This window comes from Proteus sp. PR00224 (assembly GCF_016238105.1).
Classification (GTDB): Bacteria; Pseudomonadota; Gammaproteobacteria; order Enterobacterales; family Enterobacteriaceae; genus Proteus.
The window spans coordinates 1-16,645 of record NZ_JAEHQU010000010.1 but is presented as its reverse complement, the minus strand read 5'-3'; the positions used below and the strand labels follow the sequence as shown (position 1 = coordinate 16,645).

Here is a 16,645-nt window from a genome sequence, read left to right as displayed (position 1 = left end):
CTATGACCAATTTATTTGTGTGATAAAAAATGCGTTATTATTTTATCGATACTAATCGTTTTTATTTTCAATTTTTACTATATTTATTTAATCTTTTTCTTATAAAAAAAGAGAACAATAAAATTGTTCTCTTTTTATTTATGACTCATTTCTACGTTATTTTACTAATTTACAAGTACGTCCTTTATCTTCAGCAACACGTCCATTAACTGCATCATCTTCTGAAATCGTTGCTAAATTAAACTCACCTTTGCCTTTACCCCAAATTTGGAAATTTTCACCAACATAACGAGCACCACTAGCCGCAATAGCTTCTTTTAAAACAATAATTTCATCGCTGTAATACATAACAGCTAGCTGTTCAGTAGGGAAAGAAACCCTGATTTTTTGGCCTTCACAGTTATAAGTATCCGTTTTAGCTGCCAAAGCAGGAGCTGTTATTAATGAAGAAACTAATGCAATAGCAGAAATAGAAAACAACTTATTCATTTACATCTCCTAAAATAACCAAGTAAGACTTTACTAATGAATTTAGGCTAGGCTTTATCTTTTAAATATAAAATAGGATACCTCCGCATTTTTTTAAGACTAAAAATATATATGAATATTTTAATTTAAGATTAACTTTAATAAAAAGTCATCAATCATTGATGAGTGAGTTAAAATGCAACCTTTTAATTAAAATTAATTTTAATTAAAACAAATTACAATACATAACTTTACATTAATATCTGTCTATTTTACTTTATTCAGTGTAATTATCACTATACGATATGCTACTATCCTAGAACATATAAATTTATTGTAGTTCAATAAATTAAGTCGATCTTATTGAAAAATATCGATAGAGAAAAAGAATAGGAATATTCATGCTTCAAGAGAATGTTGTTAAAGATATTATTGTTTGGATTGAGCAAAATCTTGATTCAAGCTTATCACTGGATATTGTTGCTGAAAAATCAGGTTATACAAAATGGCATTTTCAGCGTTTATTTAAAGCATATACAGGAATATCTTTAGGAAAATACATACTCGCCCGCCGCTTATCTTGCGGTGCTTATGCTTTACGCATAACGCGTTGTAGCCTGCTTGATATTTCATTGAAATATCGGTTTGACTCTCAACAAACATTTTGTCGTGCATTTAAAAAACAGTTTAATATTACGCCTTCCGAATACAGAAAAAAGCCGGGTTGGGATATTAGTGAGCTGATTTTCCCTGCACTAGAAACTGTTGAACTTAGCGCTAAATATGAAGTCGTTACCTTTCCTTCACTAAAATTAGTAGGTATGTCTCACCAATACAACAAACCTGTTTCAACGTGGAATTCAGACAAGAAAAAATTTAGAAAAGAATTTTGGCGTAAATTTTTAAAGGACGTACATACAATACCCACAGAGCTATATGCAATGCATCGAGCATCTGCGAGTACATTAGAAGATACGATGTACATTTATAGTACCGCTGTTGATAAAGAAAAATTATCAACAACATCTAATCTATCGTCAATGTCACAATTAGAATTACCTAGTGGTAATTACTTAGCAATTACTTTTGATATGGATGAAATTTTAGACTCATTAACAGGTTACGATGATATTATTTACACGGTATATACTAAAGTATTACCAAAAATGAATTTATTACGTAGGCCTGGCCCTGATATTGAACAATATACGCTGAAAAAATCTATGAGTTACGATAAATTACTTGAACAAAGTGAACAATACTTACAAAAAATTAGCTACTATATTCCTGTTCTTTAATAAGTTTTATCTACAAAAAAGATCCCAATAAAATTGGGATCTTTCTATTAAAATAGATATCTAAAATACTTCTCTTCTATCAATCTTTCTTAGACTTATTAGCAAAGAAAATATCGTCTTGAATATCTTTTGTTCTTACTGTAAACAATTCATTCATTAAGTTTTCAGTTAATTTTTCAGCATCTGCCATGACTCGTAGATTAAATTCATTAAGCATTTTATCTGCACCAGCTTTATCTGTTTTCACCATAGTGAGATATTTAGCTTCCATTTCTTTTTGCTCTAATGCGGTTTTTGCTTCCCACTCTTGATAAGCTTTTTTCACTATTGGTGCGAGTTTTGGATAATCTGTCATTACTAATGTTTGTAACTTACGATATTTCCAGTAAATAGAATCATTGTCTGCTTGATTGCTTCCTATTCCATAATGTTGCGGATAAGCTTTTAATCCACTGTAATACGGAACAAATGCAGTTAAATCCGCCATACCTAATCCTACATAAGTGACTTCTCCTATTTCTTGAGGAAGTTCTGGACGGACTTGCATGACATGCGCTTCATAAGTTCTAAATACACTAATTGGGCGCCATGGCTCTTTACCATTTAATCCATTGGTATATGGGTCGTGCTCTGTTCCTTCAAAGTGATTACGTAGCATCGCTTTAGCTTCTTCAACAGATACTTTTTTCTCTGGCGTTAATAAAGGTGCGAAATTACGACCATCATCCACAGCTTGTTTTAATGATGGATTAAATTGTTGCTGGATAATCCATACTCGCGGATCATTATAAGTACGATCTCGTTCGTCATCTCGTGTATAAGCTTTTGAAAAATTAAATGCCCCTTCTTTTTCAGGATTATAAAGCCCTTTTTCAACAGCAAATTCCACGAGATTTTTAGAGCCTAAAACATCATTACTATTAATATCATAGTGTTGTAATCGACCTTGGTTTCCTGTTGCAAAGTATTTATCTTTAGGTAATTTTTGTGCGATCCAATGATGTCCAGTTCCAGTTTCTAAATACCAAAGCTCATTTTTATCAACAACAGCAACACCAAATCCTTCGCCAGCACCTTGCTTTTCAATAATACTACCTAATAATTCCACGGCTTCACGAGCTGTTTTTGCTCTTGAAAGCAGGACATCTGGAATATCATCTTCAGTTATCCCAGTTTCTTCAACATAGGGATCAACAGAGAGTGCTTTAGGTGAAGCAAAAATAGATTCAGTACCACTGACACCCACCCCCAGTTCATTAAATCCTGTTGCACCGTGAAGTTGTGTTTTCCAATTCGGTACAGTGGTATAGCGTAATGAATTCTTAGGTAATGGATATGTAAAATTATTAGCACCGTTATGTTCTTTGGTACTGTAAATACCCGTTTGATTCGTTTTAGCAGGATGAATAACAAAATGTTGTGCTTTTAATGCATCACTATCTGCGCTACGAGCAATAATCAACGAACCATCATTTGTTGCTTCACTTCCTGCTAACAACGTTGTACAGGCTAAAGCTGAAGAAACTAATGCAATATTAACGGATAAGGCAATAATACCCTTTTTGAATAAAGACATAAAACTCCCCATTTGCTTGTTATTTATAATTTGTAGATCAATTAAGTATCTTTTTAGAGTCAAAATAAAAAACCAGATAGATAATTTGATGCAAAATATTAACAATGAAAAAGCGTGGGTTTCCGTGATTTATATCTCAATGACCATTATATTTTAAAATAAAAACATTAATTATATGCATCATATTAATATTAATAAGATTTATTAAAAGATTCATTTAAAATACAAATAAAAAGAAAAATAATTTGTTATTAACAACCTTTTATTATGTGATTAAAAATTACGTTATTTATAAAAACAGTTTTTGATATTAAAGATAATAACGATATATTGCATACCATAACAACCTTTGTTAATTGTTTTATATTGCGATAAATAAAAGCATCTGTAATACCCTAACAAGAGGTTTTATATGAGTTATCCTTATCTTTTTGCTCTATAAATTTTCTATCATCGCTATTATTTAATAATCAACTTATTAACTGTATAATCTAACACAAGATAAACTGACTAAAACAAAAAACACAATGGCAATTAATATAAAAAGAACTTCTTGGTCAGGAGGATGGGCAACTTTACGTGACCTTGAAATTATACAAACCGTGATTGATCAGGGAAGTGTCACTAATGCAGCTGAGCAGCTAGGTATTTCTCAACCAGCGGTAAGCCAGACATTAAATCAGATCGAGAAACGTTGTGGTAAAAAGTTATTCACTCGTGAAAATAATAAATTAATACCAAACTCTGATGCCTTATTGCTTTATGAAGAAATCGCCAATATCGCTGAATCTTTCAGCCGATTAAGCCATTTTCATCATCAAGAAAAAAAACGGAGTCTAAGAATTCTAGTTCCACCAACATTAGCCTATGGTTTTATCAATCAGGTCACTGCTCTGTTTATCAAAACATATCAAATTAATGTCCACTTAGAAATATCTAGAAGTGAGCAACTACTTTCTTTAATTGCAAAAGAACAAGCTGATATTGTTATTACTGATAATATGACCATTAATAGCAATTATAATTTGATTCAAATTCCGATGAGAGAAACTCAAATTATTTGTGCAATCCCTAAAGCACATGAGCTATGCACAAAAAATATCATTACACCTGATGATTTACATGAACAATCTTTTATTGCTTTAGTTAAAAATAATATTGGCCGTACAGTTATTGATCGAGCACTCAATAAATCAAAATCTAAGCCCAATATTATTGCTGAAGTTTCTGATCAAAACACAGCAATGACATTTGTAAAAAATGGGTTAGGAGTGAGTTTAATTAATTCATTTCCTATTATTGAAACAGAAGATATTGTTTATCGAGAATTCACACCCACTATTACGAGTAATATCTTTTTTTTCACCTCGAAAAAAACCGAGCATGAGACACAGCTCTATATTGAGTTTATTAAAGAGCATCAACCAGAAGCCTCTTTATTTTCAACTCCAATTAAATAAACATTAAGGTCTTATTCTATGTAATATAGGTAAATAGAATAGACCTTCTTATTATTTTTACATATTAAGGATAGAGAGGATACCTTCAGTAAAAAGTGTTAAGCCGATGGAAAGTGCTTCTTCATCGATATCAAATTTTTCTTTATGATGCCCATCACTTTGGTCGGCACCCACCAAAAAGAATATCGCTTTTCCCCCTTTCTCTTGTACTCTTCTTACCATTAATGAAACATCCTCACTTCCCCCTAAAGGTAATGTGATATTGACTAATTCTGGGTGTGAATTAATAGCACCTTGCATGATGTTTATCATTTCCGGATCATTTCTGAAGTTTGTTGCTTCACCAGTAATTTCTATTTTTGTGTCTAATTGATAAGCAACTGCGGCAGCATCGACATATCTTTTTATATTATCAAACAAATATTGCGTTATTTCGGCATCTTGTCCTCGAACTTCTAATTGCATTTTCGCGGAACTAGGAATAAGGCTACGATTTTCACCCGCAATTAAAGTGCCAACATTCACTCTTGTCATACCTTTACCATGTCTTGGTATGGCTAATATTTCATTAACTAAAAAACATGCCCCAGCTAAAGCATTATTTCCTTTTTCAGGCTCATCCGTGGCATCAGAGGCTTTACCTTTTAAAGAAATATCTAATTTAGTAGTACAAAGGAAATCAAAAGGATCGAGTGCTATTTCACCTTTTTTCAAATTACATCCAATATGCATCCCCATAAAATAATCGGTATCATCTAATATTCCACTATCACTGATTGCTCTTGCACCTCTCACTCCTTCTTCTGCGGGTTGGAATATTAATTTATATTTCCCACGTAAAGCGTGAATATTCTGTTTTAACCAATATGCTAAGCCAAGTCCTACCGCAGTGTGCCCATCATGACCACATGCATGCATTAATCCAGAGCGACATGAAGCAAATCCCTGCTTATTAGGTAGATGAGAATCATCATTTGACTCTTGGACATAAACACAATCAATATCGAAACGAAAATTAAATGTAGGCCCCGGAATTTCTGTATCAATAATTGCCATACACCCTGTTAAACCATCCATTTCAACTAATAACTCGGTGCTGATCCCTTTTTCTTCAGCTATTTTAATAGCTTCATTAACTAATTTTTCATCTCTACCTAAAATGCTTTCTCGACAAATAATATGAGGCCCCGTTTTTACCTCAATATTCATCTCTCTCAATATGCTGATGATCGTGCCTGTCGTTACAAATTCAGTCCAGCCAATTTCTGGAAACTGGTGAAACGTTCTACGCCATTCTATTAATTTATTGGTTTGGATCGACTTCATTATTTTTCCCTTACGAAAGATAAATATCTTATGAAAAAGGCAGCATTAAATAATTTTTTTATTATGATAATAATAACCTAATGATTATGGGTATATGTGTGATCACATCGCTATTTTGTTCATTTATATAGCATGGTAGTTTTAGAAATTAGAGCAGGCCACGGAGGGAAAATAATTATTAAAATCAATAAATAAAGTGTTTTAAAGTAGTGAGTTAACAATAAAACTGTGGCATAAAAATAGCCACTAAAAATCTTTAACTCATTTAGTGGCTATTTTATTGATCTTTATTCATTTATAAAACGCATTAACTGCTGACGTAATTGCTTATTTTCTTGTTTTAACTGTTCATTTTCATCTAATAAAGTCAGTGCTATGGCGATACCATGCCAATCTAATGCGAGTTCTTTATGAAGTTTTAATGCACGATGTGTCACCACAATAGCATTATCATCGAAAAACCACTCCTGAGTTTCAATTTCTAGCGGTTCGATCACACCAAGTGCTACAAACTCTTTGAGCTCATCATTTGATATTCCCGTATGATGACAAAACTCAGTGACAGTAAATACTGTTGTTGTTAATTGACCCATTATTTATTCTCCCAGTCTTTACGTGGATTATAATCGGTCTGGCTATCTGCAATTTGTTGCCATAATTCGCGTATCTTTTCATCGGGTTTAGGTGGCATCACAATTTTTAAAATTGCATATAAATCACCGCTGACCTTTTTGCTAACTAACCCTTTTCCCTTAATACGTAGCTTTTGTCCTGCCTGACTTCCCGCAGGAATAGTTAACAAGATTTTTTCTTTTATTGTAGGTATAGGAATTTTTGCACCTAATGCAGCTTCCCAAGGGGCTACAGGAACAACTATTTCTAAATCATGGCCTTTAATATCAAATAGAGGATGAGGTGCAATACGAATAGTTAACCATAAATCACCATTTTCGCCTCCATTTTCACCCGAAGTACCTTGCCCTTTTAAGCGTATACGTTGCCCATCAATAACACCTGCGGGAATTTTAACATTCAGTGTTTTAGGAATTTCTTTTTCCAAAATACCGAAGACATTATAAACAGGTAAGTGGTAACTTATTGTGCGCTTATGCTCTTCCTGTGATTCTTCCAGAAAAACAGCTAATTCTATTTCTAAATCATGCCCACGCTGTTTAGGCGCCTGTTGAGCTCGACGGCCTTCAAAGGGAGAATGTTGACCAAAAAATGAAGCATAAAAATCGTCAAAATCTTCTTGGTTAAAACGTTCTTGATTTGTATTTGATTGCTGTTGCGTAAATTGTCTAAATTTAGGATCGTTGCGATGTGCCCAAAGTTCATCGTATTCTGCTCTACGTTGCTCATCACCTAATATTTCCCATGCTTGAGCAATTTCTTTAAAACGCTCTTCTGCATCAGGCTCTTTACTCACGTCAGGATGATATTTTTTTGCTAAACGACGATAAGCTGTCTTAATCGTTTTAATATCATCCGTAGATTTAACACCCATAATGGCGTAATAATCCTTTAATTCCATAGTGATATCTCAATTATGTTAAATAATGAATTAAATATTAATATCCTAGACTTGATCAATTATAGAACAAAGAAACTATGTTGATGAGTAAATTCCCACGAAAAACCGTGTTTGCAGCCTAAAAAATAGGCTTGAAATAAAAAATAGTTTAAATATTAAAAATTAATTTAACAAAATAAAACAATATCTTAGATAAAAAATGAATAATATCGTTGTATATTCTTATTAAATTGCATTTGAAATACCTCATTATAAGAGGTAGATTTTATTTAACGCATAATAATTTACTACGTTATCAACTGCGATTTTTCTTTTTAATCAAGATAAAAAGTATAAAAATCAATCTATTCACGTTTTCTAGGGCGGTAAAATGGAAAGAATTATTATCCCTACTCACTATATTCATGTACGTGCTACGCCACTTTGGACGAAAGACACTGCCCCTAAATCAATTTGGGAAAGACATTTAGATAAAGGAACTCGCCAAGGGGTTTATCCTAAATTATCGGTCATGCAAGGTACGATTATTTATTACGCCTATGCAGATGAATTCAGCCCTGAGCCAACAGAAACTCTAGTGATTAATGCCGGTGAATTTGGTGTATTTCCACCAGAGACGTGGCACAAAATAGAAGCTAAAACTCAAGATACTGTTTTTAACGTCGATTTTTATGTCGATCCTAAAATACTTGCTGAAGGTTAAAAGGTTGATTATGGAAAATGAAAACAAAGGCTATTTATTAGAATTGATTAGTGCTGATGGCCGAAATAAATCCCAAAAAATCTTTCTTAATCCTAAAATTCTGTATATTCCAGATGTTGCAACTCAAGAAGTTTTACTCTTAGTTGATGAGTTAAAAAGTAAAGTAAATATTGATTCACAAGAACTTACCTTAGCATTAACAAATAAAAATAATGGTGTTTCTGTCAATAAAGAAAGCTTTTGGGCTGATTTATTAGATGCCGAGATGTCGAGCCTAATGGTAAAAGATCTTATCAATATTGTACGTGGTTATGATATGGATGAAGAAACAAATGTCTGTGGTTGGTAAGTCAATATTATTAAGATAATAATGAACTAATATCACCTTCATTATTGCTAATGAAGGTGATTGATTCCCTAATTTTTATCGAGAAGACTGAATATTATTTTTCAACAATTTATCAATCATCCAATATCCTGCTTTTCCTGGTGGATTATTTCTCGACCAAACTAAATCGATATCTATTTTTTTCGGAAACTGGTCATAATTCAGACTGACTAGTAAGTCATGCCCAAATTGCTCAACTAACCAAGTGGGTAATATTGCCCATCCCATTTCTTGCTCTGCCATTTCAAGTATCAATAAATAGTTAGGTGCCAGCCAATTTTTTTCACTATTGATGACAAATTGAGCACGACTACTTAGCCGTAATTGACGATGCATGGTTAAATGTTGATAGCTAATTTGCTTTTCTTTCGCAAGTGGGTGAGTTTTATGTGCATATAATCCTAACTCACCACTTACGGGTAAACGGGCAAAAGCAATATCGGCTGGATATTCTATTCGTGATTCCATCATACCGATATGTGCCTGATTATTTTGTAGCATATTAATGACATCATCATTTTCAGCGACAAGAAACTCAAACTCAATATGAGGAAATTCTTTATCTAGAATTTTTAAGAGTTGCTCAGAATAAGGGGGTTGATACATATCAGAAAAAACGCAACTTAAACGAGGCTCCATTTCTGGTGATAGCTCTATTCTTAATGCCTGTAATCGTTCATCTGCCGCTAATATATCTTCAACTAAGCTTAGTACTTTTTTCCCTGCAAAGGTTAGCGTTGATTCTCTCCCCTTTCGTTCAAATAATTCAAAGCCCATATCATCTTCAAATCCTGTAATTGTGCTACTCACTGTAGACTGACTTTTATTTAATTTTCGAGCAGCAGCAGAAAATGATTTCAGTGATGCGGCCTCAACAAATGTACGCAAAGTTTCTATGGAATAGTTCATTATGGTATCGGTTTTTTCGATGGCTCCTATTTTGTATATATACAAAAAATCACTAATAATTGCATCTGTTTTTTTGCTAAACAATTAATTTGAGGTGGGATATGAGCCAATATCAAAAAACATTTACTGAGCGCGTTTTTCACGCTGTTTCATTTGAAGTGATAGCCATCACAATAACAGCGCCACTTAGTGCATGGATTTTGGGTCGCTCAATTTTTCAAATGGGAACCGTTGCTATTGTTTTATCAACATTAGCTATGTTATTGAATTTATTTTATAACATGATTTTTGACCGCTATTGGCCTTTAATCAAAGGCTCAAGACCAACAAAAATACGAGTCATGCATGCCATTGGATTTGAAATAAGTTTTGTGATCATTGGTTTACCAATATTGGCATTTTTATTAAATATGTCACTGTGGAACGCATTCTTATTGGAAGTCGGCTTCTTTGCCTTTTTCCTTTTTTATACATATGCATTTAATCTTAGTTACGATAAATTGCGTGAAAATTGGTTTAATCGTAAAGAGAAACGCATTACTGCACGTCAATAATTACTCGAAAACACCTTTTGAGCTATCATTAGGTGTTTTTTATCACGAATCAAAAGTAGATACTCTGATTGTTCGAAATGTAAATGAAGATAGAAAGCCCTTAAAAAAAAGGGCTATAACTTGAATTTTTATTTATCTGCTTTTGCTGCCCAAAGAAATTCAGCATTGGGTAATGTGGTATATTTTTCTATTATCTCTTTATAGGTATTTTCTGGCTTTAATTCAGCAAATTGTTCAGGATAAATAAAGGTTGCTAAATACTCTAAGCCAACGATGTTATATGGATGATTATAGAAATTATGATATATACCATATAATCGTTCATTTTTAACCGCAGTGATTTGATTAAATCCAATTCGACTCTTCAATCGTTTGAAACCTTCTTGAGCCTCTTTGTTAGATACCCCATAACCAAATGGTGCAGAAATATTATTTTTATTAATCCAGCGAGATCCCGTTACAATATATACATCAGGTTTAGTGCTAATAACTTGTTCTAAAGAAATAACACCCGAGGCTCCTGGTAAGAAATGACTACCAATATTGTCACCACCAACAGCTTGAATCAAACCACCCCAACCTGCATTATTATGTGTAAAGCAGCACCCATCACCATTAGCTCCAGCCTTTGCTTCTACAAATACACTTGGTTTATTTTTAATTTCTTGAGTTTTATTTTTAATATTATCTAGGTGTTGTTGATAAAAATCTGTATATTCTTTAGCTTCATTCTCTTTATTTAAAATGATACCAAGAAGTTCAACACTTTCTTTCGTATTTTTGACTGGCTCTAAGAAAGTATCAACATAAATAATAGGAATATTGGCCTCTTTTAAAATACTGACAACACCTGATCCTTCTAATGCGGGTTTTGCTCTTAGTTGAGCAATCAGAACATCAGGCTGTTGCGCAATAACTTGCTCTGCATTAACCTCACCTTTGTCATTAAACCCCATATCAGGGATTGCATTTATATTAGATTTCCATTTCTGTTCTAATAAAGAAACTGTCTGTGGGTCCGATTTTTTTAGATTATTATTCCATGCTACAACCCTTTCAAACGGATTATTTCTATCAAGCAAAGCTAGCGTTAAAATATCTCTACCATCTTGTAATATAATGCGTTTTGGTTCATGTTTTAACGTTATTTTTTGCCCATCTGTATCAGTAATAGTAACTGGATATGTTGTAGCTGATGCGGTAAAAGGAAGTAATGCTGAAAGAGATATTGCTAGCAGGTGATATTTATTTTTCATAGTATACTCTCCATAATAGAGAGTTAATGCTAACAATTATCATTAACATCATCAATAAGAAATCATCTTTATCTGACTATTAAATAAATTAGCCTTAATAGAGCGGCATCTAAGTTTGTTATAAAACAAAGGTCACGGAACATTATAATAAGGGTAGCAAGTGATGAATGATATATCATACACGCAGAAATTTAGCTGACTATTTCAGTTAGATCTTCTAAAGCTTTTAGCATCTTATTACCCATTTTGGTTTTACCAACAATGGTGGTTCTTTCAAGAGACTTCAGGAGACAATGATTTAGTACGAAGGTTTGATTTTACTGGAATTGGGAGACTTCAGGAGACGCTAGGAGATGTTGAGATGGCGGAGGAGGAGAGAACAAAATAAATAGGTTAACACACTGATTTATATAAAAATAAACATACAAATGAATTTTCATACCCCCATAAATACCCCTTTTGGATTTTTAGAGGTTATTTTTAGATAAGACATGAATGCAAAAAAAAGAAAGGTGATACTTTTATACCACCTCCTCATTTTTAATTCCACCTATCCAAAAACTAACTGGAGCTGTTATGAACCTCATGAAGCTAATCCAGAAAGAAAAAAAGATAATGGAATTATTTAAGCCTGATAATTTTGCATGAGTAGCTGGCGAAATAGGCGCCCCTCCTTTTGAGGTTTCTGGTGTAGCTTAATGCTTAAAGGATAGGATTCTTTTAACAAGAAAAGTATTCTCGAATCTACTCGCAGAACATTAGATAGCATGGTTAAAGATGGCTTGTTAGAAAAAATATCCAGCTATGAGAGACGACAAAACAAACACCAAGGCTCAAGTAGCTCTCCTGGTGTTCGTTGTGTCGTTAGTCGATATGGCTTATGTGGAAAGTGTCGTCTTGTGAAATGCGAAGATGACGGAGAGGATTTTATTGAAGGTGAGTGTGTGGTAGTTGGCTAACCAACAGGCAGTTTCTGGCACCTTAAATACTCAAACGTACTTGCTGTGCTTTATCATGTGGTGTAATAAAAATTGTCACCACAAATAAAAGAACAAAAATTGAGCAATTAAATACAAAGTAGCGTACACTGAATCACGATATCCCTATAATGGGTGAAAGATATGAAAGCTTTTAATGTGATAAGAATGTTTCAAGACGCACTAGTAGAAGTTACCTGCCCAAGCTGTTCTTACGTAGCTAAACAAAACAAACACAAACTTAAGAAAAACCTAATCTTATTATGCCCTAATTGTGGCTACATGTTTTATTTCAATAAAATATAAACACCACGCAATATGCCCGTTGTTGCCGTGGAAGTTGAACGACAACAACCAGCACATCTGCGCGAGTATTTTAACGAACGATTGGCATTTTATCGTGAGAGAGGCAAGTAGTTGCCTGATGGGAGTTCGGTGCAGTATTTGAAAACAGAGTAGAGCCGATGCTCTATGGAACCGACTGATTTATATAATCAATCAGTTATAAATTTTTGGAGTCTTATTTGTGTCCTGATTTTCTTCTTCCTCTTTCTGCACTTCTACCATCTCACTTACAATAAGTAGCACTAAAATTAAAATCGCTCAGTATAACAAGCGAAATTGACTAAAATAAAAACAACCCAATTATTGAAAATAAGAAGCATTACCATTAAAATAACATAGAGCTAATTATTCATTAGGAGCTAGATATGACTAAAAAATATTATATTAATAATATGTTCTGGGGATGGATTTATGGAGCTTTGTGTATTTACTTCATTTTTGATTACGATATAAAAGAATATAAATGGTTATTATTATTTATTATCAGTCTTATAGGAATTATACTTTACCCAGTAGCTAAATTTGCTGTTGAAACGTTCTTTTTAAAATTCACCACAAAAGAATTTTGGAATAAAGGGTTATTTATGAATACAGCGGGTAAATCAGGTTTATTAGCAATATATGGTGGCGCTGTTTTTTTAATGGCTATACCTATTACACTTGTTTTTATATTAGGAGTTTTAATAAGAAGGCTGTTAATTAAATAGCAACCTTCTTATTATATATTAAATCCCAATTAATTTATTTGCGTCTTCAACTAAATTATCATCAATTAAAGCACCTACGCCTGCAATAATAAGACCATAACCTAATATGCCAATAGGCCCGCCAAATAGTACACTAAATGTAAATCCAACAATTGCTGTAGCTCCTGCTCCAGCAACTAGCGTTTCAACTTTAACAAAAAATGGACGCCAATTATCAGTTTTTACAGCTTTTAATAACTCGTTAAATAAATCTGCCGCATCAATAAATCTACTTACATACAACATACTATTACTGAATTTTTTTAAGTTGCTAGCAATCTCACTCACTTTAATTGATTCTAAAGCTTTAACGATTGCCTCTCTATCTTTCGCATTAATTCTTTTATTAATATTCGCTTTATACTTATTATAGGCTTTTAGCGCATCATCAACATTACGAATAGTTTTTCCTTTTACTTGTGAAGCTAAATCCTTCGCTAATTTTTCTGCTTTATCCCCGTAAGCATTAAAAACTTCCTTGTAGAAATCGGCTGTAAATTTAACTGCATCTTTTTCTACTTCATTATTTAACTTATTTATACTAGTTTTCAAATTATTTAAACGTTTTTCAGCAATTTGTTTTTCATTTTCTTTATTCGCAATTTCTTTGTTTGCATCATTTATTTCCTGTGTTTTCTCTGCTACTTGTTTTTGTTTATTAATGAGACTATTTCTAGCTTTTTCAGTAGCTTTATAGAGTGAATTCATGCTTTCACGAACTTTATTTGCCAAAGCTACATCAGCTAACCCAGAAAACCAATCTTCTTTAGACATAATTAAAACCGCAAGTGTTTTATCTCCATCTTTTTCTAATAAAATATTCAAATCATCCTGATTTTCTATATCAACAGTTTTAGACCCAAATACACCTAAATATGGTTGACTATAATGATCTTTTTTAGGATTGATCAATGTTTTATATTCTCTAGAATCTTTTAGAATCTTGAGTTCATTCTCCATGTGAGTGAGCTTAGATTTAGTTTGAGAAACTGAATCCACTAATTGTTTATACACTAATTCTGCATGCTCAACCGGATGTGACTCTATCCACTCTAATTCTGCTTTTTCTGCATCAGCTATGGTTTGCTTTACAAGCTCGGCTATCTGATTTTTTAGTTGTACAATCGCCTTTTGCATTGCTTGTTGTAATTTTTCGTTAAGATCCTCAGGGTCAAAAACTAAATCAGGTATATTAGAGATACTTACAGGTCTAGCTGTAGCTACTAAATAACCATTTTGATCATAACTATTTACCCAACCATTTTCATATTTTTGATTTACAACTGTGGAATTGCCAACAGTCTCACCAAGAGATACACCATAATTGGGTGGAATTTGATTACTGTTGGATGTGGCAATGTTAATACTCATAACTAACTCCTTGTTAAAATTTCCAAACGAATAAAGCTGTACATAAACACAGTATATTCAATAATAATCGTAAAACAATCGTCTTATTTCGGCTATATTCGGAATACTTATCATTAGCATTTGACTCCTACTTGAACTAAATAAATTTAATCAGTTATAATTTTTGGGAGTCTTATTGGTGTCCTGATTTTTTCTTTTACAATTATTGATAAAACATCATACTGACAATTAGTTGCATTACCCACCATACTCCCCCCAACCTATGTGGTGTAGCATTATACCCATAATAATTAGGTAATTTATTAAATAATCTATATTAAAATATTTTTGGGAAAGGTATTTTAGTGATTGATAACTTATCAAACAATCAGACCTATTATTTAGGTTAAATGATAGAAAATAAAAATTTAGTTAGAATCATATACATTATTAATAATGTATATGATTCTATTTAAATTCAATATATTTTAGCGACAAAAAAGAATAAATCATCTTGTAGTATCTTGTTTTACATAAACTGTCTTAACTTAGCACATAATAACAAAGTTTAAAAATCAACCTGTTATATCAGAAACAGGTTGAAGGGTCTAAAGATATTTCAAGGTTGATCCTTGATTACTAAAAATTAATACCATGCTTCATAATATTTCATTGCGAAATCTATAACCATTTTTATTTTTCTATTTTCATCTAAAATAACTGATGCATCATCTATATATTCAACCCCATACTTTTCAAATAATTTTTTAATTCTATTAAATTCTTCCTTGGGTACTAAAGGCGATTTTATTTTTATGAAATTTCCCTTTTCATAACTCATTATATAGGCACAATTTGTTTTATATTTACTAGTTAAATCATTTTTTTCATTATCTAAAACATTACATACTTTTACAGTCCCAAAAAATTTTGGTGTAATTGCCTTCAATTCTGAATCAGATTGTATAGCCTCGTATGCCTCAACCTCTGAAGTAAATACTTTTTCATATCTTTCTTCATCCTTTTTTGTTTCTGGTAATTTAAATAATTTGATTACTCTATTATTTTTAATACAAAAAACACTTCCAAAAAACCCTTCATCAATAAAATCATTGCTAAAATTTATATTCATTAACAACCCCTCTATTTTCATAAAAAACAAGCCATTATCAAAACCTCATAATACTATAAATCATAAGGTGAGAAATTGTTTAATTTTCTCTATCAAATATGAATTTCATTACCTTACCATTTTATTGATAATCCTTAATATCAATATACTGCACTACATCATCCGTACTTGAATTTGCACTAGCTCCCGGTAATACCGTTAATTGCCATCGCATTGGTGTGATTTTAGTACCTGAACCACAGCTTCCCACTTCAATAACGGCATGTTGATAAGGAGAGGTTGGTGTGGAGTAATATCCGACAACTCGACACAGTGAAGCGCATTGGATACCCACTGATAATTCATTACCAATAGGTCTACCATTAGAAAACCCAGTGATGGACTGAATTCTTAATGGTCTTGCTCCTGAGACTTGAAGCAACTGGTTATTATTAAATATCTGAATACCCCATTTTTGAGGTTTGGCTTTATTATAATATGAGGCTCTGACGAATAAATAACACTCAAAAAGAACATCACCGTTTTGTTGACAAGTAATGTTCCAATATCCATCCTTTTTTATAACCGAAATTGAAGCAGGAATAACAGATTGTATTGATGTACATCTTGAAAATACCATTGGT

Annotated in this window: 19 protein-coding genes; 9 read left to right on the top strand and 10 right to left on the bottom strand. The window is 32.5% G+C overall.

The annotated features are described in order from the left end of the window. Positions 1-156 precede the first annotated feature (156 nt). Positions 157-489, bottom strand: a complete 333-nt coding sequence (locus tag JEP71_RS15210) for an MliC family protein (protein WP_196573675.1) — start codon at positions 487-489, stop codon at positions 157-159. Between the two features lie 380 nt (positions 490-869). Between JEP71_RS15210 and JEP71_RS15205 the strand changes: the two genes are divergently transcribed. Then, positions 870-1,766: an AraC family transcriptional regulator gene (locus tag JEP71_RS15205; RefSeq protein WP_198620678.1), complete on the top strand. Its 897-nt coding sequence runs from the start codon at positions 870-872 to the stop codon at positions 1,764-1,766. Positions 1,767-1,845: 79 nt separating this feature from the next. On the opposite strand, the gene JEP71_RS15200 is transcribed toward JEP71_RS15205, so the two are convergent. Further along, positions 1,846-3,342 (bottom strand): C69 family dipeptidase, encoded by a 1,497-nt coding sequence (locus JEP71_RS15200; RefSeq protein ID WP_198626519.1) that lies wholly within the window; start codon positions 3,340-3,342, stop codon positions 1,846-1,848. A 527-nt stretch (positions 3,343-3,869) separates the two neighbouring features. Between JEP71_RS15200 and JEP71_RS15195 the strand changes: the two genes are divergently transcribed. Beyond that, positions 3,870-4,802, top strand: coding sequence for a LysR family transcriptional regulator (locus JEP71_RS15195; protein ID WP_198626518.1), 933 nt, complete (start codon positions 3,870-3,872; stop codon positions 4,800-4,802). 57 nt (positions 4,803-4,859) lie between these two features. On the opposite strand, the gene JEP71_RS15190 is transcribed toward JEP71_RS15195, so the two are convergent. The 3 genes from JEP71_RS15190 to cbpA all read right to left on the bottom strand — a co-directional run bounded on the left by JEP71_RS15190 (position 4,860) and on the right by cbpA (position 7,662). Next, a complete protein-coding gene (locus JEP71_RS15190) occupies positions 4,860-6,128 on the bottom strand; it encodes an amidohydrolase (protein WP_198626517.1) in 1,269 nt (422 codons plus the stop codon). 287 nt (positions 6,129-6,415) lie between these two features. Further along, entirely contained in the window at positions 6,416-6,721 is a 306-nt protein-coding gene (cbpM, locus tag JEP71_RS15185; protein WP_023581369.1) for a chaperone modulator CbpM, read from the bottom strand. After that, entirely contained in the window at positions 6,721-7,662 is a 942-nt protein-coding gene (gene cbpA, locus JEP71_RS15180; protein ID WP_109372797.1) for a curved DNA-binding protein, read from the bottom strand. Before cbpA ends, cbpM begins: the two co-directional genes overlap by 1 nt. A gap of 370 nt (positions 7,663-8,032) precedes the next feature. Here cbpA and JEP71_RS15175 point away from each other — a divergent pair, with 370 nt between their 5' ends. Beyond that, complete coding sequence (locus JEP71_RS15175; protein ID WP_196533083.1) at positions 8,033-8,365, top strand: DUF1971 domain-containing protein; 333 nt, start codon at positions 8,033-8,035, stop codon at positions 8,363-8,365. Positions 8,366-8,375: 10 nt separating this feature from the next. Beyond that, positions 8,376-8,714, top strand: a complete 339-nt coding sequence (locus JEP71_RS15170) for a DUF1869 domain-containing protein (protein WP_198626516.1) — start codon at positions 8,376-8,378, stop codon at positions 8,712-8,714. 75 nt (positions 8,715-8,789) lie between these two features. On the opposite strand, the gene JEP71_RS15165 is transcribed toward JEP71_RS15170, so the two are convergent. Further along, entirely contained in the window at positions 8,790-9,662 is an 873-nt protein-coding gene (locus JEP71_RS15165) for a LysR family transcriptional regulator (protein WP_198626515.1), read from the bottom strand. A gap of 101 nt (positions 9,663-9,763) precedes the next feature. Between JEP71_RS15165 and JEP71_RS15160 the strand changes: the two genes are divergently transcribed. Beyond that, on the top strand, positions 9,764-10,216 hold the full coding sequence (locus JEP71_RS15160; RefSeq protein ID WP_198626514.1) for a multidrug/biocide efflux PACE transporter: 453 nt from the start codon (positions 9,764-9,766) through the stop codon (positions 10,214-10,216). Between the two features lie 128 nt (positions 10,217-10,344). Here JEP71_RS15160 and JEP71_RS15155 read toward each other — a convergent pair whose 3' ends face one another. Then, complete coding sequence (locus JEP71_RS15155) at positions 10,345-11,472, bottom strand: ABC transporter substrate-binding protein (RefSeq protein WP_198620685.1); 1,128 nt, start codon at positions 11,470-11,472, stop codon at positions 10,345-10,347. Between the two features lie 767 nt (positions 11,473-12,239). On the opposite strand from JEP71_RS15155, the gene JEP71_RS17590 reads away from it, so the two are divergent. From JEP71_RS17590 to JEP71_RS15140, 4 genes are all read left to right on the top strand, one after another. Then, a complete protein-coding gene (locus JEP71_RS17590) occupies positions 12,240-12,431 on the top strand; it encodes a hypothetical protein (protein ID WP_004247006.1) in 192 nt (63 codons plus the stop codon). 162 nt (positions 12,432-12,593) lie between these two features. After that, entirely contained in the window at positions 12,594-12,755 is a 162-nt protein-coding gene (locus JEP71_RS17785; RefSeq protein ID WP_215534280.1) for a YnfU family zinc-binding protein, read from the top strand. Positions 12,756-12,767: 12 nt separating this feature from the next. Further along, positions 12,768-12,866 (top strand): DNA polymerase III subunit theta, encoded by a 99-nt coding sequence (locus JEP71_RS17665; protein WP_226892316.1) that lies wholly within the window; start codon positions 12,768-12,770, stop codon positions 12,864-12,866. A 293-nt stretch (positions 12,867-13,159) separates the two neighbouring features. Continuing rightward, a complete protein-coding gene (locus tag JEP71_RS15140) occupies positions 13,160-13,501 on the top strand; it encodes a colicin E1 family microcin immunity protein (RefSeq protein WP_160230149.1) in 342 nt (113 codons plus the stop codon). An 18-nt stretch (positions 13,502-13,519) separates the two neighbouring features. On the opposite strand, the gene JEP71_RS15135 is transcribed toward JEP71_RS15140, so the two are convergent. From JEP71_RS15135 to JEP71_RS15125, 3 genes are all read right to left on the bottom strand, one after another. Next, positions 13,520-14,911 carry a colicin-like pore-forming protein gene (locus JEP71_RS15135; RefSeq protein ID WP_231039519.1) on the bottom strand — a complete coding sequence of 464 codons (1,392 nt, stop codon included), beginning with the start codon at positions 14,909-14,911 and terminating at the stop codon, positions 13,520-13,522. Positions 14,912-15,536: 625 nt separating this feature from the next. Further along, a complete protein-coding gene (locus tag JEP71_RS15130) occupies positions 15,537-16,022 on the bottom strand; it encodes a hypothetical protein (protein WP_160230148.1) in 486 nt (161 codons plus the stop codon). Between the two features lie 121 nt (positions 16,023-16,143). After that, positions 16,144-16,645 (bottom strand): hypothetical protein (locus tag JEP71_RS15125; RefSeq protein WP_198626513.1); only part of this gene is annotated, 502 nt, incomplete at its 5' end.